General features: G+C 44.3%; 15 protein-coding genes. 4 read left to right on the forward strand and 11 right to left on the reverse strand.

Features of this window, described 5'->3' with window-relative positions; genetic code table 11:
• Positions 1 to 165: 165 nt before the first annotated feature.
• A complete protein-coding gene (locus CW740_RS11670; RefSeq protein ID WP_106647660.1) occupies positions 166 to 4,716 on the reverse strand; it encodes an EAL domain-containing protein in 4,551 nt (1,516 codons plus the stop codon).
• Positions 4,717 to 4,888: 172 nt separating this feature from the next.
• Between CW740_RS11670 and elbB the strand changes: the two genes are divergently transcribed.
• A complete protein-coding gene (gene elbB, locus CW740_RS11675) occupies positions 4,889 to 5,548 on the forward strand; it encodes an isoprenoid biosynthesis glyoxalase ElbB (RefSeq protein ID WP_106647661.1) in 660 nt (219 codons plus the stop codon).
• Here elbB and CW740_RS11680 read toward each other — a convergent pair.
• The gene (locus tag CW740_RS11680) at positions 5,545 to 7,617 is read right to left on the reverse strand and encodes a thioredoxin domain-containing protein (RefSeq protein WP_106647662.1); all 2,073 of its coding nucleotides are present in this window, start codon (positions 7,615 to 7,617) and stop codon (positions 5,545 to 5,547) included. The two genes, elbB and CW740_RS11680, sit on opposite strands and share 4 nt — an antisense overlap.
• Positions 7,618 to 7,723: 106 nt before the next feature.
• Here CW740_RS11680 and CW740_RS11685 point away from each other — a divergent pair, with 106 nt between their 5' ends.
• Positions 7,724 to 8,452 (forward strand): DUF599 domain-containing protein, encoded by a 729-nt coding sequence (locus CW740_RS11685; protein WP_106647663.1) that lies wholly within the window; start codon positions 7,724 to 7,726, stop codon positions 8,450 to 8,452.
• Positions 8,453 to 8,510: 58 nt separating this feature from the next.
• On the opposite strand, the gene CW740_RS11690 is transcribed toward CW740_RS11685, so the two are convergent.
• Both CW740_RS11690 and CW740_RS11695 read right to left on the reverse strand, forming a co-directional pair.
• Positions 8,511 to 9,101, reverse strand: coding sequence for a DsbA family protein (locus CW740_RS11690; protein WP_227523863.1), 591 nt, complete (start codon positions 9,099 to 9,101; stop codon positions 8,511 to 8,513).
• A gap of 143 nt (positions 9,102 to 9,244) precedes the next feature.
• A complete protein-coding gene (locus CW740_RS11695) occupies positions 9,245 to 9,862 on the reverse strand; it encodes a c-type cytochrome (protein WP_106647665.1) in 618 nt (205 codons plus the stop codon).
• Between the two features lie 130 nt (positions 9,863 to 9,992).
• On the opposite strand from CW740_RS11695, the gene yihA reads away from it, so the two are divergent.
• Both yihA and CW740_RS11705 read left to right on the forward strand, forming a co-directional pair.
• Positions 9,993 to 10,613 carry a ribosome biogenesis GTP-binding protein YihA/YsxC gene (yihA, locus tag CW740_RS11700; RefSeq protein WP_106647666.1) on the forward strand — a complete coding sequence of 207 codons (621 nt, stop codon included), beginning with the start codon at positions 9,993 to 9,995 and terminating at the stop codon, positions 10,611 to 10,613.
• Between the two features lie 119 nt (positions 10,614 to 10,732).
• The gene (locus CW740_RS11705) at positions 10,733 to 11,590 is read left to right on the forward strand and encodes a tetratricopeptide repeat protein (RefSeq protein ID WP_106647667.1); all 858 of its coding nucleotides are present in this window, start codon (positions 10,733 to 10,735) and stop codon (positions 11,588 to 11,590) included.
• A 41-nt stretch (positions 11,591 to 11,631) separates the two neighbouring features.
• Here the strand turns inward: CW740_RS11705 and CW740_RS11710 are convergent, their stop codons facing one another.
• The 7 genes from CW740_RS11710 to tagF all read right to left on the reverse strand — a co-directional run bounded on the left by CW740_RS11710 (position 11,632) and on the right by tagF (position 21,937).
• Positions 11,632 to 13,863, reverse strand: a complete 2,232-nt coding sequence (locus tag CW740_RS11710; protein WP_106647668.1) for a PKD domain-containing protein — start codon at positions 13,861 to 13,863, stop codon at positions 11,632 to 11,634.
• Between the two features lie 509 nt (positions 13,864 to 14,372).
• Positions 14,373 to 17,111, reverse strand: coding sequence for a DNA polymerase I (gene polA / locus CW740_RS11715; RefSeq protein ID WP_106647669.1), 2,739 nt, complete (start codon positions 17,109 to 17,111; stop codon positions 14,373 to 14,375).
• Between the two features lie 127 nt (positions 17,112 to 17,238).
• Positions 17,239 to 18,729 (reverse strand): type VI secretion system contractile sheath large subunit, encoded by a 1,491-nt coding sequence (gene tssC / locus CW740_RS11720; protein ID WP_106647670.1) that lies wholly within the window; start codon positions 18,727 to 18,729, stop codon positions 17,239 to 17,241.
• The gene (tssB, locus tag CW740_RS11725) at positions 18,729 to 19,244 is read right to left on the reverse strand and encodes a type VI secretion system contractile sheath small subunit (protein ID WP_106647671.1); all 516 of its coding nucleotides are present in this window, start codon (positions 19,242 to 19,244) and stop codon (positions 18,729 to 18,731) included. Before tssB ends, tssC begins: the two co-directional genes overlap by 1 nt.
• 30 nt (positions 19,245 to 19,274) lie before the next feature.
• Positions 19,275 to 20,351, reverse strand: a complete 1,077-nt coding sequence (gene tssA / locus CW740_RS11730; RefSeq protein WP_106647672.1) for a type VI secretion system protein TssA — start codon at positions 20,349 to 20,351, stop codon at positions 19,275 to 19,277.
• Complete coding sequence (locus tag CW740_RS11735; RefSeq protein ID WP_106647673.1) at positions 20,341 to 21,168, reverse strand: PP2C family protein-serine/threonine phosphatase; 828 nt, start codon at positions 21,166 to 21,168, stop codon at positions 20,341 to 20,343. Before CW740_RS11735 ends, tssA begins: the two co-directional genes overlap by 11 nt.
• Entirely contained in the window at positions 21,161 to 21,937 is a 777-nt protein-coding gene (gene tagF / locus CW740_RS11740; protein ID WP_157826421.1) for a type VI secretion system-associated protein TagF, read from the reverse strand. The genes CW740_RS11735 and tagF overlap by 8 nt, the downstream gene beginning before the upstream one ends.
• Between the last annotated feature and the right edge of the window lie 9 nt (positions 21,938 to 21,946).

Raw genomic sequence — 21,946 nt, forward strand, 5'->3', positions numbered from 1 at the left:
GAGGTCTCCTCAAAAGGCAGCATTTTTTAGGCCGCATATTGTCGCAGACCCGCCCTGACCAATCAAATGATTTGCCTGTTTTTTACTCAGTTTTTTCCTCTGGAAGGCAATAAACTCGGGCTTTGTGGCGAAATTAATGCGAATTAGGAGCTTGGATTAGAAGAATTAGTCCGATTCATTCTGGGTTATGAATTCGTCCAGATCGAAGTCCTTGATGTTGAGCATGGTCTCAATATCCCACGGAGGTACCGGGCGACTGAAGATGAAACCCTGTATTTCTTCACAGCCCATATCACGTAACGCTTCCACCTGATTGCGGTTTTCCACCCCTTCAGCGACAACCTTAATATCCAAGTTATGAGCCAGGGTTACGATTGAAGCTACCAGATTGCGATCCCGATCCGAATCCTCCAGATCCCAGACGAAGGTACGGTCGATTTTGAGTGTATCAATAGGGAAATCCTTGAGGTTGCCTAAAGACGAATAACCCACCCCAAAGTCATCCAGCGCCAGACTGATTCCCATTTCACGCAATGTTCGCATCTGTTGAATGGACTGTGTCAGATCTTCCATGACCATCCCTTCAGTAATCTCAAATTCCAACGCATCAGGTTCGATTTTAGCCAGATGCAGTGCATTCTTGACCGTTTCCCATAGATTTTCATGATAGAACTGGACCGCAGACAGGTTAACTGCGACCTTGCCATGAAAAATGCCACGATTCTGCCAGTCTCGTATTTGCAGACAGGTCTTTTCAATAACGCGCTGACTGATTGGAATAATAAAGCCCGCTTCCTCAGCCAAAGGAATGAACTCATTCGGCAATACCAGACCTCTTCGAGGATTACGCCAACGCACCAGCGCTTCCATGCCGGTTATTTTGCCGGTTTGCAGGCTGACCTTCGGCTGATAGAACATCACAAACTCATCTTTCTCAATCGCCTGACGCAGCTCTCCTTCCAATGTGATGCGCAGCTTAGCCTGTTCATTCATCTGACGGGTATAGAACTGATAGGTATTCTTGCCTTTTTTCTTGGCGTAATACATGGCGGTATCGGCATTTTTTAGTAGTTCTTCTGCGTTAAGTCCATTTTCCGGATACATCACAATACCGATACTCGGAGACACAACCACTTCGGCAGTTGATAGTGGTAGCGGCTTGGCAAATTCATCCAGAATCGCCTGGGCGATTTTGGCGGGCTTATTCCAGGTATCCACTTCCTGCAACAGCACGGTAAACTCATCACCACCCAGACGGGCAACTACCCCATGCTGTTCACTGGTAATCTCCTGTAAAATCTTGGCCACATAAATCAGCAACTCATCACCAATACCATGACCTAATGAATCATTGATCCGCTTGAAGTTATCAAGGTCAATAAATAGCAGTGCGTGCTGGTCGCCTCGCTCTGAGTGAGCGATCAGGTTTTCAAAGTGATTCCTGAAGCTGGTACGATTTTTAAGGTCAGTCAACTGATCAACCGTAGCCAGGCGACGCAATTCTTTTTCGGCCTGTTTACGGAAAGTAATATCCGAGAAAACGCCCACATAGTTTATGACATTGCCATCATTATCCAGCACAACATCAATATTGATTTCAATTGGGTAGGTAGAATTATCTTTGCGTTTTGCAAGCAGCTCGCCATACCAGAATCCTTTGTCAGCAAGCTCTTCTCTTAGCTCCCTGAATTCTTCATCGGTAATCTGATGCAAGGCACTGACCTTCATTAATTTGCCAAGCACTTCAGTCTCTTCAAAGCCTGTAATTTTGGTGAAAGCCTTGTTGACTGCAATGTAATGGAAGTTCTCGTCCAGAATCCAGACACCATCTGAAATATTGTCAAAGGACTTCACGATCATGCTGAGCTGCTGTTCGGTATTCTTAAGCTCAGTAATATTCTTCAGGGTCCCAGCCATCCGCAAAGGCTTTTGATTATCATCCCGGCTCACCACCTTGCCGCGGTCTAACACCCAAATCCAGCCACCTTTCTCATCACTGATACGGTAGGTGCTTTCATAGTGCATAGATTTATCGGACAAATGTGCGTTTAGAGCCTGGCGCACATACGGCAGATCATTCGGGTGAATGTTGGAGTTGGCCATCGAGTAACCACTACGCACTCCATCCCTTGGGAAATCGTAAGGCCACTCATTAGAAAGGTGGAGAGCTCCAGAAGGTATCTGCCAGTCCCACAATTCATCACCACTGCCCCACAAAGATAACTTCAGTCGCTCTTCACTTTGTGTCAGCTGCAATGCGGCCATTCTTCGTTCACGCACCCTGGCCCAAATCAGATAGGAGAAAGCCAGTATAATAAGTCCCAGAATAAACCCATACAAAGTAAAGGCCGACGGGCTGAGCCACCCTGAGGTTTTGACATGAACTTTCAGCTCAGCCGGAACTTCGCTCCAGACACCATCCTTGTTAGAAGCTTTAACCAGAAAACGGTAATCACCGGGCTGCAGATTGGTGTAGGTGACACGGCGGGCTTTAGCATCAGTTTCTATCCATTCATTGTCGTATCCTTCGAGCATATATCGATAGCGATTATTCTTAGGATCGGCATAGTTCAGTCCTGAAAATTCAAAGCTTACGCTGGTATCTTCAGGGAAGAAGGTAACTTCTTTGGCGAGGTTCGCAGGTTTTGCCAGTCGTTTTTTATGTTCATCACCAATAAGTACCGGACCATTATTAATCATGATCTCGGTAATTACTGGGGTTGGCGGGACTTCATCAGGCTGATAAGTTTCTGCCCTGAAATTGATGATACCGTTAATCCCACCAAAATAGAGGTTGCCCTGTCTATCGTGGGCACTGGCTCCCGTATTAAACTCCAGAATTGGCTGATCTTCCGCCAGCGTAAACTGAGTCAGACTAAAGTCATTTGGCGAAACCCTAAATAATCCGCGTCCGGTTCCCGCCCAGATGTATTTATTGCCATCCAGCTCCATACTGTAGATGCTGTCATGAATGCCTGAGGTGGTACTATTTATGTTAGTAGCAACCTGACGCGTCAAATCAATCACCACCAGTCCATTACCAAAAGTACCAATCCATAGCCGCTCAAACTGATCCAGAGCCAGACTGAGAACAACATCTTTAGCTTCTTCCGGAACTTCTTTTATCAGCTGACTTAAGTTTTTGAAGCTTGAGGTCTGAATATCAAATTGGTGAACGCCACTTTCCGTGCCAATCCACAAATGCTGTTTATCTTTGCTGGGCAGAATGCTGTTTATGCGATTATTACGATGGAAGTCAGCATCAATGACTCGGTAACGACTGATCCTGTTATTCTGATCCAGCTTCCACAAACCTTCAGTTGTTCCAACCCATAAGTTCCCATCAAAGTATCTGGCCGTTAACAGTTCAGCGGTATAACTTTCATTTTCAAATATTCGCTGTAATTCGCGGGTGTTTAGATTAAGCAGCCAAATCTCATCAAAGGTCATCACCCAGACCTTTCCTGAGCTGGCTGGTCCAATGTAATTGATGCTTTTACCATTCAATTGGGGCGGGTCGATGATGGCTAATTTTTTTAGATCCAGCGGATCACGGGCATCCATCATGGTTATACCGTGCCCATCACTGCCAACCAACAGGATATCATCAGCGGTTACATGCAATGAAAAGGTCGTGTCGGCAGCCAATGAGTCCAGTAAATCCGGCTGAAAATAATTATGATTAAACAGTATCGCGTTTGGATTGATTTTATTGAGGTAAGCGGAAGTCCCTACCCAAAGAATTCCATTGCTATCTTCATACAATGCGTTAATGGTATTGCTGCCAATTGAACCGGGTCGACCATAGCGGTAGTGATTGGAGCGCCCTGTTTCACTGTTCACCGAGTAGAGGCCTTCTTTGACAGTTCCAATCCAGAGATTGTCATTGCTATCGAAAAAAACCGTACTGGCCTGGAGCTTTGAATCTCTAAGACCAAGCTCTTCATATGACAAAGCAACAAACTCATTCTTCTCAGGGTGATATTCAATGACACCCTGTTGGTAGGACACTAGCCAGATATTACCCTCAGGAGTTTCCTCAATATCGGCGATAGCACCTAGTTGACCACCCGTGGTTGAGTTGATAATGAAAAACTGCTCACTGGTAGGATTAAATTGTGCCAGCTCGCCACGGGTAGTAACGGCCCACACACGTTGCTTGCTATCTACATAGATTTTCCGCAATTCGCTGACAGTTGCTGTCACGCGGCGGCTAAGCATGATCGGGTATGTTTTGAATCCTTCAATTGCAGGATCATAATAAGAAGGGCCATTATAGGTGGCCAGCCAAACACCACCTTTCTCGTCTTTCGACAAAGCAGTTACAAAGTCATTGGCCAGAGTAAATGGTTCCAGCGGATTGTGATGGAAATTTATGATGTTACCGGTCTGTTGGTGAAAGATATTCAGACCATTTTCAGTGGCAATCCAGATATCGCCATTATCGGCGACCATCAAATCATGAATGGTGGTATGGGAAAGATTACTGTTCTGTTTCTGAAACACTTTAATCTGATAGCCATCATAGCGATTAAGACCATCTTCCGTTCCGATCCAGAGAAACCCCTGAGGGTCTTCTACGATGGCTGTGATGACACTTTGAGACAACTGATCTTCAATACCAATAGCATCCACAAGCTGTTGGTTAGCTTGTGTCTGTTGGCTTAAAAAAATTGTCCCAATTAAACAGAAAAGAAAAAGAAATCGTGTCACCATTAATGGCCCTTTGCGACGTTATATTCGCCTTTGTGCGTTCCTACCCGGCAGGCTGTCCTCTAGTTTCGGTTAAAACGTCTCAAAAATCAAAATTCTTACCGCCTGACAGCAAATTTTGCATATATTATGATGATATTTACACTTCACTCGATTGATTTGAAAAGGGAGTATTATGAAAAAGATTGCAGTTATTTTATCCGGTTGCGGTGTCTATGACGGAGCCGAAATTCATGAAAGCGTGCTTACCCTGTTAGCGCTCGAACAGAACGGCCTGGACTATCAATGTTTTGCGCCCAACGTAGAGCAAATGCACGTAATCAATCACCTGACAGGGGATGTAGCCGAAGGCGAGTCACGTAATGTGCTGGTTGAAGCAGCTCGTATTGCGCGCGGCAATATCAAGGATTTAGCCCAAGCCAAAGAGTCTGACTTTGATGCCGCCGTGCTTCCAGGCGGTTTTGGTGCGGCAAAGAACCTTTGCGACTTTGCGGTCAAAGGAAGCGATTGTACTGTCAATCCTGAAGTGGAGAGATTTATCAAAGCCATGGCCGCAGCAAAAAAACCAGTCGGGTTCATCTGTATTGCGCCAGCCATGATCCCAAGACTGTACGGTGAAGGCAGCAAGCTGACCATTGGTAACGACAAAGACACGGCGGCAGCTATTGAAGCTATGGGTGGCGTCCACATGGCCTGCCCGGTCGAAGATATTGTATATGATGAAGAACGAAACCTATTATCGACACCTGCCTACATGTTGGCCGGAAGTGTCTCGGAGGCTGCCAGCGGAATCAGTAAACTGATTGCCAAACTGGCCAGCCTTTTAAAGTCCTAATTTAAGAACTCCTTAATCGCAGCAATAGAGTCCAGTGCAGGGAAGCACTGGCGGTTGCGGCAGCAATATGCAACCGGCTTCTCCTGAGCAGGATATTTTTGTTCCAGCACATCAGCATCAGATCTCAGACTAAATACCCAGCGTTCAGAATATTGCCCGGTAGTTAGATACTCCTGCCAGGCAACTGTCTGATGCAAATCGCCACGCAATACCCAGATTTCCGAGCCTCGCTCAAAAGCTCTGGCTAAACGCACTACTGATGGATACTGCAAAGGTGCCTTTACCGCTTCATGCTTTGCACTGTGCAGGCTTTTCTCAATAAATTCCTGCCAATCCAGCTTGCCGGTTAACTCAGAGACCAACCATAGCACTTCCAGTGCCTGACAGGCACTGTTTGGCATGGCATCATCGCTCCAGCTCTTATGGCGGGTGATAACCGTTTCGGCATCACGGGCTGTGTAATAAAAACCACCATTTTTCTGATCGGCAAATTTTGTCCAAAGCGCTTCGCACAACTGTATTAGCCACTGCCAGCTTTCCCTATCAAAATCAAAGGTAAGCCTCATCAATAAGGCTTTTGCAAGATAGGCATAATCATCCAAAAAGCCCGGCTGATAAGCTGCACCGTCACGATAACAGGCCATCAACTGTTCATCTTTATGTACGGTTTGCTGAAGTCCTTGTTGGGCCATTTTGGCCTTTTGAAAAATATCCTCATCTCCAAGCTGACGCGCGGCACTGAAAAGTCCCTGCAAAAGCAGTCCATTCCAGCTTGTTAACTGCTTGTCATCCAGAAACGGTAGCGCACGTTGATCACGCTTCTGTTTCAGCTGCTGGCGCACTGACTCAATCAATAAGGGTAATTGCTTCGGGTGAATACCGGTTTTTTCAGCGACTTCCTGCAGTGAATTACGACAGACCAGATGCCATTGACCTTCAAAGTTAGGTTTATCGGCTAAGCCATAATAATGGCTGGCAACTGCCTGCTCCTCTTCGTTGAGGCTCTGCAAATCTGCTTGAGACCAGACGTAATAGGCTCCTTCTTCGCTGTGTCCATCTGCATTCAAACTATCTGCGTCCAATGCTGAGTAATAGGCTGCCTGCTCACTCTGCATTTGCTCGGAGAGCCAACTAATGCTTTGCTTCACGCGCTGCATCCAATCACCTCGAGCAAAATAATGCCCAGCTTCCGCCATCAGCTTAATCAATTGGCCATTGTCATAGAGCATTTTTTCAAAGTGCGGAATATCCCAGGCCTCATCGACACAATAGCGAAAAAAGCCTCCGCCAAGATGGTCGTATAATCCATAGTCGGCAAAGGCACTCAGCGTTTTCTGTAGATGATCATTTATTTGTTCTCGCTGAGAGTCACCATTAACACTAAGCTCAAACACAGTTTGCCAGATTGCCGCCTGTGGGAACTTTGGTGCGCCCTTAAAGCCACCAAAATCTTTATCGGCTCGTTGTAATACTTCATTAATAAAGTCTTCAGTAATTTCTTTGGCCGTTACTTCATTTGAAGGCTCTGCACGGCTGACTGAGCCAGAGACAAACTGCAATGCCTCCTGCAATTGGCCATTTTGCTGTTTGATCTCTTCTCGCTTCTCCGTAAAAACGCCAGCAATATTTTTCAGCAAATCGGTAAATGCAGGCATGCCATATTTCGGTCTATTTGGAAAATAGGTGCCGCTAAAGAATGGCGTCAGTGTTTGCGGATCAAGGAAAGTAGTTAATGGCCAGCCACCGGCCTGACGATTTAGCAACTGATGAGCCAGCTGATAAGTCTTATCCAGATCAGGTCGCTCTTCCCGATCCAACTTAATATTAATAAAAAGCTCATTCATGACTTCCGCTGTCGATATGTCCTCAAAGGACTCATGGGCCATGACATGACACCAGTGACAGGACGAATAGCCGATCGACAACAGGATTGGCTTATCCAGCTTACGCGCAAGCTGCAATGTTTCGGCATTCCACTGCTGCCAATGAACCGGGTTATCCTGATGTTGCTGCAAATAGGGGCTACTGGCGCCCTTCAGATCATTTTTGAGTTTTGCTTGCTGTGTCATAAAAAGTTATAGGGCCATTCTTTAAAGTTGCTTGAACTGTAGTTCAAAGCATGGCACTTTTAAGGTCATATCTGCAACCACTTATACCTAAGTTTGAGGGTTTCCCATGTCCCTATCTTTTTTGCCGTTACTTGACTGGATAGCGCTGGTCTGGTTTTTGTTTTGCTGGGTCGGCTATACCCAATATGCAAGAATTCAACACGGCAAGCGTCCAACCATTGCCAATCAACTGGCGGCAAATCGTGAACAGTGGATTGAAAAAATGCTAAAAAGGGATGTCAAAATTTCTGATATGACAGGCCTTGGTATCTTGCAGCGCAATGTAACCTTCTTTGCATCAACCACTATATTTATTATCGCAGGTTTGTTGACAGTTCTCGGCTCAACGCAACAGGCCATTAACCTGTTATCGGCATTGCCATGGATAGAAATAGCCTCACGCGCGGCATGGGAAGTTAAAATCATTCTACTGATAGTCTGCTTCGCCTATGCATTTTTCAAATTCACATGGTCAATGCGGCAGTATAACTTTGCTGTGGTACTGTTTGGCGCAGCCCCCGACCAAAACTGTGATCAGGAAGAGCATAAACTTTTCATCAAGCATACCAACTGGCTACTCAGCCGTGCCTCTAACTCCTTCAATTATGGTCTTCGCGCCTACACCTTCGCCATTGCTGTACTTGGCTGGTTCTTCAATTCCTGGATCTTCATACTTTGCTCAAGCATTGTAGTGTTAGTGCTTTATCGTCGCGAATGCCGCTCAGCAACTCTCGATGCACTTTATAACGCCAGCCACCACAGTAATGAGAAGCCTTTGCCGGATTATTGGGGATAGATCTCTAGAATTCAGTAGAAAAACCGTCCACCGCTTAGGTGGACGGAGTATGAAAGGACTACATCGACTTCAAATAACGCAACACTTCAGCAAATCGATCTATTTTCATGGTGTGGTTGGCATCTGTTGCAAACTGCCCCTTAATGATCACAGTTGGTGCGTATTGTATTTGATACTTGGCTGCCAGCTGTTCAGCTCTTTGAACTTGTCTGTAGAGCTCCTTGTCTTCCAGCAGGTCTGTTAACGCTTCTTCATCTACCCCCATTGCCAACAGTTCTTGTTGCATGGCATTAAAATCAGTCACGTCAACGTCACCTGCATCAATTTTGGCAATCATTGCAGACTTTTGCTGCTCGCTTAACCCTAGTAGTTGCATGGTGTAGTGCAATTTGGCTGCAGCTCGCCATTCAGGACGTGCTATCAGAGGCACATACTCCAACTCTTCCAGTTCGTAAGCTAGCTCCTGCTCCAGTTTGCGACAAGAAGTACAACCAAGCCAACTAAAATACAAATTATCCTGGGTGTTCAGTTGCTTAGAATCTGGAAGCTCAACGCGCCAATAATCCTGCCCCTGCTCAATCGCCGCAGCGGAGGGTATTCCAGCCATTAATCCAAGACTCGTCGCAAAAGCTAAAAATAAACGTTTCATAATTTTCTCTGGATAGATGTTCATACAACTCATAGACAACTGCTTAAACACAAGGTGCCAAAGTTCCTTCGCCATAAAAAAAGGCGACTGATGTCGCCTTTTTACCCTGATTCAACAGGTGGTTGCAACTTTAAGCGGTCAAATTAATGAAGACCCAACATAAAATGTGCAACTGCTTCAATTTGCTGCTCTGACATACGGTTTGCGATATCACGCATAACAGCGTTGTCATCGTTAGCGCGTTTCGCCCAGCTGAAATCTTTTAATTGTTTAATAGTGTATTCTGGATGTTGACCAGAAACTGCCGGATAGCCCGCTAAATCAAGGCCTTGACCTGTTGCACCATGACAAGCTGCACAAGCCGCAACGCCACGCTCAGCATCACCCTGGAAATAGATTTTTTTGCCTAACTCAAGGAATTCTTTCTTCACAGCACCAAGCTGGGTTTCCTGAGCTGCATAATAAGCTGCTAAATCCGCAATGTCCTGATCGCTCAAATTAGCAACCATTGGCGCCATTGATGGATCATAACGACCTTGCGATTGATCTTTTCCGCCGGCCTGGAAATCATGGAGCTGTTTTTCAAGGTATTTAGCATTTTGGCCTGCTAATTTAGGCCATATCGCATTGGCACTATTGCCATCTTTACCATGACAAGCGGCACATGTAGCTGCCAGTTCGGCACCTTTGGCGGCATCACCTTCCTGCGCAGAAGCGGTGGCACCAAATAAGAATAATGCAACAATCACTAACTTTTTCATCAGGTTACCCGTATAGTTCTGTTAAATGGTCATTGCTGAAATGCAATGACAGAGAATTCGAAAAAAGTTCGATGAATTATAGGGAACTAACCAGTAAAATGCCAATATCTCTTATAAAAAATATGCCTTTATGAACTATCTGACAGCCAAATATCTGCTTGGCGCAGCTAAACTTGCTCAGCTGCCACCTGACGAAGGGATCGAGGTAGCCTTTGCTGGCCGTTCCAATGCCGGTAAGTCGAGTGCCCTCAATACCTTAACGCAACAGAAGAGTCTCGCCCGTACCAGTAAAACCCCGGGGCGAACTCAGTTAATCAATGTGTTCACTTTGGACGAAGATAGACGTCTGATTGACCTACCTGGCTACGGTTATGCCAAGGTTCCTGAGGCCATGAAACTGCAATGGCAGGAAGAGTTATCCCGTTATCTCCAGCAACGCCAGTGCTTACGCGGCCTGGTTTTATTAATGGATATCCGCCATTTCCTAAAAGATAGCGATCAGGACATGCTGGCCTGGGCTGCCGAAGTTGGTCTGCCGGTACACTGCCTGCTCAGTAAAGCCGATAAACTCAAGCAAGGCGCAAAATCGAAAGCTGTCCTGCAGTGTAAGAAAGCCGTTAAGGAACTACACCCAACAGCAACCGTTCAAGCTTTTTCTTCGCTTAAGCGTGAGGGTCTTGATCAACTGTATAAGATTCTTGATGGTTGGTATGAGTCCTCAGCTGAACTAGAAACTACCAGCAAAGAGTAAGTTATAGATTTAATCTTCCTCCTTCAAATCTCCGCAAATTGGTGCTTTGTTTTGCAAAGCACCACTGCCTTCGCTAGGATCAAGTCACTAAGTCTTTGTTTATTCATGCGAGGAAGCCCATGACTAGCCGTATCATTGCTGTATTTCTGTTGCTCTTCAGTGTCAATGTAATTGCCGCAGATCAACAACCAGAAAAAGAGCAACCGCCAAACACCAACGCAACGCCTGCTCAGTATCCACCTTTAATCGAGCGATACATTCTTGATGAGCTGAAAAGCATTCGTCAGGACCAACAGGCCTTCAGAGCTGAAGTCGAAAATAAAGTGGCCAACGCACGACTGGATGTTTCCGATCGCGCCATTCGTTATACCACCGACACACTCAATAATGTCTTTATCATTATTACCACCGCAGCATCACTACTGGTACTCATGGGCTGGCGTTCTCTGCGCGACGTTCGAAGTAAACTGAATGAAGTGGTCGAAACTAAGATCACCGAACTGACCAGTAAATATGAAGAGCGCTTAAAAGATTTAGAAGATAAGCTCAAGCGTCGCTCTCAAGAAATTATCGAAGCCCAGGAAGACATTTCCAAAGCAAATGAAATCCACTCAATCTGGATGCGTGCTGGCCTAGAAACCAATATGCATCAAAAGATTAAGCTCTACGATGAGCTGCTAGCAATTAACCCAACCGATATAGAAGCTTTGATCTACAAAGCCGATGCCGCCTTTGAACTGGGTGAGTATGAATGGGCATTTAGTTTAGCTAACCGCGCCATTGATCAGGATGAAGATTATGGCCTGGCCTACTGGCAAAGAGCTTGCGCAAACGCAGCCAATGGCGCAGTCCAGGAAGCCATAAGTGACATAAAAATTGCGATTGATAAAGCACCTAAACTGGCTGAAGAGATTGAGCGCGAACCAGCTTTTGAACCACTACATGAATTGGAAGAGTTTAAAGAATTGCTGGCTTAAATTTTAAGATAAAAAAGGCCAGCAATTGCTGGCCTCTACAGTTACATTGCTTCAGTTGAAATTGGTCGCTCTGCTGATTTGATTAAATACCTGGAAAAAATCATATCATATACCCAAAGTGATTGAAGCTCCGGGGAAAGATCATTATAACTTCCTGGCAGGAAATTCAACTGATACTGGTAAGTTGCAAATTGCTTATTCTCTACTTGTTCAAACATATCAAATGTACGTCTTAGATAAACATAGCAATCGCTGGTAATGCTGGTGCAAACTTGATTTGATAGATTTCTGTATATATTCATCTGTAGCTTACCATCGACAATATCCCAGAAAAACTTGGTCTTATTGTATTCGCTTTCCTCTAGCACACCATTGTTATTAGAATCATTACCGCCAACCTGATACCCGATACCGCCCTCTTGAACTTCAAACCAATAATATGTATCACTTGTATCGGAAATAAGACCATCAACAGAATAAACGCCTATAGCAGTCTGGTCATTAAGCAATGTTCCATCTTCAATTGCAGACATGCCTGCAGCAAATCCAAGAGAACTACCTGCATAATCATATGCTTCTACTGCCCATAGATTTGATGATATTTTTCTTACTTCCAAATTTGCTGTGTCTAAATAAACTATGAGGACTCCATCACTATTAATATTCCAACTACCGTCCCCAAAGTTACCAGATACACTTTGTGCAACTCCACTCTCAAAAAATTCAATGACAGCAGACTCTGTAGAAACAAATCTTGGGTATGGACCATAGGGTGTATCGAGTTCTTCAGTGGGGTCTAGGCTAGGCGCATAAGCTGGCAACATACGTATACCAATTATCTCATTACTGGTGATTGGTAGTGTATTTTTTGCAAATAACTTAACTTCGAATTTTGTGAACAACTCATCCTCAAAGTCATAGAAGGGACTATCCTGGTATTGATATCTTCCATCAATTTTTAAAGCTACTAAATCTGCAGCAGGAGTTGATTCAATTATTTTTATATCAATATTCTCCCAAATTTCTTCTTCTCGTACTTGATACTCTGTACCCATAAAATCTTTAAAAACGGTTCCAGAACTGACAACTTTTCCTTCTAGATTTATTTGCAATGAATCTAAAGCATTATTAACACTAAATGACTGCTGAATAGTATGATAATTCATAAGACCATTATCTGAATCACCGAAAATGTACTGAGTAGTAGTCATAAACTTATTATTTACTTCTATGTATCTTTGAGGTACGTCGATTGTTGACTCATAAAGCTGAGCGTCCTCAAAAATTGAGTTCTTTATATCTTCATATAAGGATTCATGAATGTCTGGTAGGTTTCGCAAATAATCATTAACCGCATTTTTATTGGTAGCAAAATTCCATACATTATCTACTCCCTCAGGTAAACCAAGTTCTGGGTATTGAGCTGAATAATCTACAACCAATTTAATTACAGTTGCAATCTCCCATACTCCTGATCCAGACAACGTGGGTAGTGCATCTTCAAAACTACTATAATCTGTTAAATGATTATCGCCTTTTTCAATTACTAATAGCCCTAAAATTGCCGTTGAGACATGAGTAGCATTTACGTTTTTGCTTTCGTCCGAAGTAAGAGTTTTATCTTCGCCAGCATGCTCTAAAATGCTACCAAAGCTTCCAACCACTGATTTCAGTGTTACATGTGATTGTTCGTTTTTACCTTCAGCCGTAACAATAACCAACAACTCACTTAGGTCCTCATCCTCGTCTGCTCCAATCTCTAACGTATAGTTACCGTTAGCATCAGCAGTTGTGGTATAGGTTCTGCCACCAACTTCAGCCGTTACTTCTGCATTAGCAATTGGTTCGTCAGTTGCTACACCTTGTAGCGTTACCTTTTGCTCATCTACTGGATTAACAATAACAACAACTGAGTCACTAGCAGTAGCACCATCATTGTCAGTAACAGTAAGTACGAACACTAGCTCAGCAACACCTTTTGCCACAGGAGCAGTAAATTCGAGATTTTGTTGATTGGAACTATCTAAAGCAATTTGAGGTCCAGATGTCTGTTCCCATGAGTAAGATGCAATGCTGCCATCACTATCAGTTCCTGAACCCTGAATAGTGACTGCTGTTTGCTCATCTACGGTTTGGTCTGCACCAGCATTAGCTGTAGGCTTCTGATTAACAGGTTCTTGTTCAGATGGCGAGTCAGAACCACCTCCACTACAACTGATAATCCCCAAAGAAAGAATAGAAACAAATAAAAGTTTAGCCCCTTTATTATTCATAATATATTTCCTATTTAATTATTAACAATGCGCTTTTTTTAGCCTTGCGAATAATAGCGGGATTTGTTCATATTTCAAGCAGAAATGTCATTTATGCATTAATTCCATTTATATTAGAACCATTGCAAGCAAATGAATGTTATTCGAGTAGCTTTGAGAATTAAGGACTTAGACAAGCTTCAATTGATGACTGTCACGAATTAATTCCAGGCAAAAAAAAGGGGTGGCCTGAGGGAACAAGGCACCACCCCAAATGCGCAATCCGGCTTGGGGAGGCCGAACTGCAAGTCCCGCTGGAAGGAGGGAGTCGCGGGGAGCGCATTCGTTGCGCTCAGTACAATAGACATTGGTTTGGGGTGTTTGTTGCAAGAAAAGTGTCAGCTTTTGTAAAGAGTAGCAAGAAATGTGAACAGGCTAACGATAGCCGTTTTTAGCTTAAAAATGACTCACAGAGTCCACCGCTATGGGTTCACATTTCTCACTTGTTTTACAGCTTGTCGACTAAAATTTTAGTGTGCTTCTTCCCAGTTATCGCCAATTCCAACATCTGCGATAAGCGGTACGGATAGTTCAGCAACAGTTTCCATTAATTCTGGAATTTTCTGTTGAGCGAGCTCTAACTGGCTTTCTTCAACTTCAAAGACCAGTTCATCGTGCACCTGCATGATCATTTTAATGCCTTTGACGTCCTTGAGCCATTTATCCACTTCCAGCATTGCCAGCTTGATAATATCAGCTGCACTGCCCTGCATAGGTGCATTAATTGCTGTTCGCTCAGCAGCTTTGCGGCGCATACCATTCTTTGAGTGTATTTCTGGCAAATACAGGCGGCGACCGTAGAGTGTTTCAACATAACCCAAATCAGCTGCTTTCTGTCGCGTTGTTTCCATGTAGGTCTCAACACCCGGATAACGTGCAAAATAAGTATTGATGTAATCCTGAGCCGTATTGCGATCAGTGTCGATTTGCTTAGCCAGACCAAATGCAGACATGCCATAAATAAGACCGAAGTTAATGGCTTTGGCATTACGGCGTTGATTTGAAGTTACCTCTTCTAACGGCACATCAAATACTTCCGCGGCTGTGGCCGAGTGCACATCCAATCCTTCTTCGAATGCTTTCAGTAAGCCTTTATCTTGCGATAAGTGGGCCATGATTCGAAGTTCGATCTGTGAATAGTCAGCCGCTAAAATTTTGTGTCCTTTCGGTGCTATAAAAGCTGTTCGAATACTACGACCTTCTTCCGTTTTAATTGGTATATTCTGTAGGTTTGGATCGGTTGACGACAATCGTCCAGTTGCAGCTACGGCTTGATGATAAGAGGTGTGAACACGACCTGTTTTGTCATTAATCATCAGCGGCAATTTATCAGTGTAAGTTGACTTCAACTTACTTAAACTTCTATGTTCCAGAATCAGTTTTGGTAATGGGTAGTCTAACGCTAACTCTTGTAACACTTCTTCAGCAGTTGATGGCTGACCTTTTGGGGTTTTCTTTAAAATTGGCAAACCTAATTCTTCATAGAAGATAGACTGCAACTGCTTCGGTGAACCCAAATTAAATTCTTTACCTGCAATATCAAAAGCTTCTTTCTCAAGTTCCTTTAATCGCTTTTCGAATAAATGACTCTTCTCTAGAAGTAGTTTTCCATCAACCAAAACACCATTTCGCTCAACTTTAGATAAGACTCGTAACAAAGGCATTTCTATATGTTGAAAAACTTGAGTTGGGCCTTCATTTTCTTTCAGCTCTGGCCATAATTTTTGATGAAGGCGCATCGTTATATCTGCATCTTCCGCTGCGTAAGGAGCAGCCTGTTCAATTTCAATCTGATCAAAGGTCAGTTGATTCTTTCCTTTACCCGCGATTTCCTCAAACTTGATATTTACATGATTTAAATGGTGCAGCGCAAGCGTATCCATATCATGACGACTGGCAACACTATTCAGGCAATAAGACTCAAGCATGGTATCAAACTCGATACCACCCAACTCTATTCCGTAGTTTGCCAATACGCTCATATCGTACTTCAGGTTCTGCCCCACTTTTTTGTTTTTTTCTGATTCAAGTAATGGTTTTAATTGTTTTAATACTTCATTCCGATCTAATTGCTTTGGAGCTCCCATGTAAGAATGCGCAAACGGCAGGTAAGCAGCCTCACCATTATCAAGACCAAACGACATGCCTACCAATTCTGCTTCAATATAACTAAGACTGGTCGTCTCGGTATCAAAAGCAAATAGCTCTGCTTCTTTTAATTTTTGTATCCACTTGTCTAAATCTTGCTGCTCTAATATCGTTTCATATTTAGAGCGGTCGACCAAAGCGACACCTGAACCACTTTCACTATCCTGACTTGATTCATCACTCTCACCAAGATCTTTCAGTACCTCGGTCAACCAGCGTTTAAATTCCATCTCGCCATAGAGCTTTTTTAACTCTTTGAGATCCGGATTAGAAATATTTAAATCACCAGGTTTAAATTCAAGATCACAATCCAACTTTATAGTTGCCAACTCATATGAAAGCGGCAAACGGTCAATGGCTTCACGAAGGTTCTCACCAATCTTGCCGCCGACTTCGTCGGCATGCTCAATCACACCCTGCAAACTGTCGTATTGCTCCAACCATTTAACCGCAGTTTTGGGACCGCATTTATCGACTCCCGGGATGTTATCGACCTTATCCCCTACTAAAGCCAGATAGTCGATGATTTGATCTGGCTTAACGCCAAACTTCTCAACCACTCTTTCCTTGTCCGTAATTGGATTATTTTTATCCATGGTGTTAATCAGCGTGACATGATCACTGACCAGCTGTGCCATATCTTTGTCGCCAGTCGAAATTAAAGTCTCACGACCTTCATTGCAGGCCTGCTTCGCCAAAGTACCAATAACATCATCAGCTTCGACACCATCAATAACCAATAAAGGCAGACCCATGGCTTTCACAATTTCGTGAATAGGCTCAATCTGCTGACGCAAATCCTCCGGCATTGGTGGACGGTTCGCCTTATATTCAGGGTAAAGATCATTTCGAAACGTCTTGCCTTTTGCGTCAAACACCACCGCCATATGCTCAGGCTCATACTCTTTGATCAGACTCTTCAGCATATTGATAACGCCGAACACAGCGCCGGTCATCATGCCTTTGGAGTTAGTCATTCGCTGTAATTGAGGTACATGATAGGCACGAAATAGATAGGACGATCCGTCAACAAGAATAAATGGAGGCTTTTTTTCAGACATTAGGATTAGTGATGTTGGTTAGATTCGGCTAGTGTAGCAAAAAATGTTGCCGTCTCGCATGGTCTTTAGCAGCTTCATGCTGCTATTAATAATTAAGGCCGCTATTGCGGCCTTATATGGAGGGAAACTACTTGCTTTCCGGAATTTTAGCTACCAAGCGTAATGAAGTGCTTAGCTCTTCCAGCTGCAGCCATGGCTTTAACCAGGCTTTCGCATGATAGACACCGGGGCTTCCCGGTACTTCTTCCACTTCAACCTTAGCTTCAGCCAATGGATATTTGGCACGTGATTCCTGACCCGCTGCTTCATCCGCGTTGACGTAATTAAGGATCCAGCGGTTCAACCAGGCTTCACAGTCTTCTGGCTCCATAAATGAACCAATCTTGTCACGCGCCAATACCTTCAAGTAATGAGCGAAACGTGACGTTGCCATAATGTATGGCAAACGCGATGAAATGTCGGCATTTGCGGTAGCATCAGGACTGTCATACTTTTTGGGACGCTGCGTAGTATTGGAGCCAAAGAACACCGCATAGTCTGTATTCTTGTAGTGACACAATGGCAGGAAGCCTAGTTTACTTAACTCAGCTTCACGACGGTCGGTAATTCCCACTTCGGTCGGGCACTGCATATCCATGTCGCCATCATCACTCATGAAATTATGCATAGGCAATGATGTGACTTTACCACCACCTTCCGCGCCACGAATCGCGGTACACCAGCCGTGCTCGGTAAATGCCTGAGTCAGTTTACTGCCAAGTACATAGGAGGCATTCATCCAGCAATAGTCTTTATTATCAACGCTGTTTGCCACCTTGGTCTCACCATCAACCGGTAGTTCTTCAAAGGCAAACTCTTCGATTGGACGCGTTTGTTCACCATACGGAAGTCGCGCCAGCACGCGGGGTGCAGTAAGAGTTACAAAACGTGAGTCTTCCGAGTCACGGAACCCACGCCAGCGGGCATATTCCAATGAGTCAAAGATTTTCTCCAGGTCGCGCGGCTTTGATAACTCGGTCCAATCATTGAATCCAAACAATTCTGGAGACGATGCTGAAATAAAGGGAGCAAAAGCTCCTGCGGCAACATTCGACGTGAGTTCCAGTGTTTCGATATCCTCCGGATGATTGGTGAATTCATAGTCGCCGATTAATGCACCAAATGGTTCACCACCGGCTGTACCAAACTCACTCTCATAAATTTTCTTGAACAATTGGCTCTGATCAAACTCCACCGCTTTGCTTAAATCTTTGAACAATTCACGCTTTGGCAGGTTGATGACTTTCAGCTTCATTGACACTGACGTATCAGTATTTTGCACCAAATACTGCAAACCACGCCATGAGCCTTCCAGCTTTTGGAAACGCTCATTGTGCATAATTTTTGATAACTGAGCTGATAAGGCTTCATCAATCTTGTCAATTGCTTCCTTGAAGGTCACCGTTAAGTTTTTGTTCCAGGTGACGGTGCCTTTCATTGCCTCTGAGGTCAAAGCTCTTAACAACTCTTCAGCGCGACTGGCTTCAGTTTGTTTGGTCGCAGCGATGGCCTGACTCAGAATGTCCTGGCTCTGCTCGACTATCTGTTCCTTTGAGGAAACTTTTTCCATTTCAGTCATTACTCATTGCCTCCCTTGTCTTTGATTTGTCCAAGAGCTTCGGCCAAAGCATTAAGGTCATCACTGTTTTGCAATACCTTTTCCATTAAACCCTCAAGCTCTTCCGAACGGTCAATTTTCGTCATCAGATCACGTAGCTTATTACGCGTGTCCATCAATTTTTTTAATGGTTCTACCTGATCTACGATTGCAGCAGGTTCAAAATCATCCATCGAGTCAAACTTTAAATTCACTGCCATTTCTGAGCCATCATTCTGTAGCGTGTTTTCAACCTTGATATTCAGACCTGGTGCCATATTGCGCATGACTTCATTGATATTGTCTTTATCAATTTGGATGAAGCGACGCTCTTTTAATGGCTTCACTGGTTTAGTTGAATCAGCACTAAAGTCACCCATCACACCAACAACAAAAGGCAGCTCTTTTTCCAGTACTGCACCGTCAGTTTCGACATCATAGGTAATATGGACTCGTGGTTTACGCACTTTTTTCAAACGGTCATGTATACTCGCCATGTGGTTCTCCTTTAGCTTTAGGGTTCAAATTTACTGGTTACTACCCACATCGATCCCTGTTAGTTTAAAATATTGCTCACGCGCATCTTCTTCCGGAATTAACTGCTGTAACAGCTCTGGAAGCGATAAGTCGCTCCAGCGAATGCTCTGTTCCAGCAAATAGGAAATAGGTGAGTGAGGTTCGGTTTTTCGGAAATAGTCGGCAACCTGACGCAAAGTATTCACTGCCTGTTCGCGTCGATTGATTTCTTCTGTCTGATGACTAGCGGTTGCTGTACCGCCTTCTTCCTGCTCCTGGTTATCAGACTCTTCAGTTACTGCCAGCTTATCTTTAGCCAGGTATTCAACAGCCTGCAGACACTCTCTTAGTGCATTTCTGATATTTGAAGTCGGCTGGGGCAATGACTCACAAACGCGATCAAACTCTTGGGTAAATGCTTCATAGGTTTCAAGCGCAGTTTGCAGGTCACTGACCAGTTCCTGATAGAAACTATCAGGTGTTAGCACTACCGATTTTTTAATGGCCTCCAAAGGGATTGCGCCATTATCAATGCGACTCTGCTTTTTCTCCGCATCCAATCTCTCCAGCTGTACGGCCTGCTCATATTGCCAGACACAAGCTGGCAGGTACTCATCATTCTGAGTCAGCACTATCGATTTGATTGGTGTTATCAGTGTTCCAGCACCATCAAATCCATTGAGACCTGATAAAGGCGCAACCCGGGTTTCGATACCATCCTCATCAATTGCGGGATAAATGTCATCGTCCCAAAATCGACGGATTAATTCGCTTGCCAGTTGATAACCCTGAGTAAAACCTTTAATGCCATCAATCCTTGTAGTCGCCTCAATAAACCAGGCAACGACTTCCAGATCTTTGGTTTCATTCTTTAGGGCATCCAAAGACAAGTCTTTAAGCTGATACCAGTTTTCATCAATTGTTGCCCCTTCATCTGCATCGGCCAACGCGATTCGCTCAGCTTTACGTGCCGAATTGCGAGCATCTCTTAGCTTGTAATAAATGGATTCAACGCTGGTATCATCGCGCAGGTCGCGACCACAAGGTTGTTCTTCACTAATCGGTTTGATGTAAGCTTCAATATCCATTGATTGTACTCTCTTCCCCGGCTTGTCCACTTAGAGCAGGTATGGTTTGGTCATTTGCAACAGTGCCTTCCACCCGCACAGAAATTGCGGTGATATTGTCCTGCGCTCCACGCACTAAAGCAGAATGAATGAGCGCCTTATTGATTTCATCCACATCTCCTGAGCTGAAAAAGGCGGAAATTTCCTGATCAGAAAGCTCCTTATTCAATCCATCACTGCACAGCATAAAAATATCACCGTGCTGAATTTCACCGTCAACCCGATCCAGATGCAGTGTTTGTGAAGCTCCTATGGCGCGCGTGATGACGTTAGCCAAAGGGTGATCTTCCGCCTCTTCCTCTGCCAGTAAACCCGAATCAAGCATGTCGTTTACCTGACTATGATCACGGGTTAACTGTTGTAATACATGGTTTCGATAGCGATAAACACGGCTGTCTCCTGCCCACAATATGGTGAAGCGGTTTTCATGAATAATTAGGACTACCACCGTAGTACCCATTACTGCCTGCTTATCAAACTTCTGAAACGCCAGCTGCCGTAATTTTTGATTGGTAATGCTTAAAACCTCAATCACTCGCTCAATAAACTCTTCGTTGCTGCCGGTTCTTCTTACCGCGGAAAGCTCATCCACCACCATGCCACTGGCCACATCACCGGCACTATGGCCCCCCATACCATCGGCCACTACCCATAATCCAATTTCAGGCTTTTCTATCTGATTATCTTCATTCACTTCTCGTACAGCACCAACATGCGTTGTTGCTGCCGATAGCCAACGATAATCAATTGTTGTTTTATCCTGCTCAGCTTCAATCACAGCACTCTTCCATTGATAATTTTTCGTTTTCAGTTATTAATTGATTCTGTTCGTCATCAAATGACCGCCACCCCGAGGCCTGCCAATTACCATCCAGGGTTGCATGAATTCCATATATCGGCGGTAAGTCATGACACAGCAGGACGGTTGGCCCCATATGTTCAGAGCCTTTTGTCCACCAGACACTTGCATAGTCTTTTTCAGCTTCAGTTTCATGATAGAAAACCTCAGCAGCAGCTATTTCACTTTCTGAAATCAGGAAGTCAGAACATAGCCTGTTGGCAATTTCCTGTGCTCCCTGCGCTAGATCTTTTCCAAAACTCTCAACCAGATCTGCGACTGACACTTTTTCGCCACTAAAAGAGCGTTGATTTAAAATTTGTAGTCGCTCTTCAAACTCATTTATCTCTAGTGAATTTGTCAGGGTATAAAGCATTAATTCTTCAATAGCTTCGCACTGCGCCATACTCAAAAAGGCCCCACTTTCAAGAGTGTTAATGATCACCAGTGGATAGTACCGGCCAACTTTATCCATACTCGGCATCATGCTGCCAAACAGCACTGCATCAGATAGCGAATCCTTTATTAAAAAACGCCAAATTGGGCTGGTAAGATAGTAATCAAGCCATTGCTGATTGAGCCTTTCCTTGGTCTCGGCAAGACCTTCTTCTAACCATTGATCGAACCGGTCCTGAATAGAATGAGGTACGTGGCGACTAATAAAGTCACCACAGCTTCTCATTTTGCCGAAACAACCGACTCGAGCCACATTCCTATC

The sequence above is a fragment of the Kangiella profundi genome (genome assembly GCF_002838765.1).
Taxonomy (GTDB): domain Bacteria; phylum Pseudomonadota; class Gammaproteobacteria; order Enterobacterales; family Kangiellaceae; genus Kangiella; species Kangiella profundi.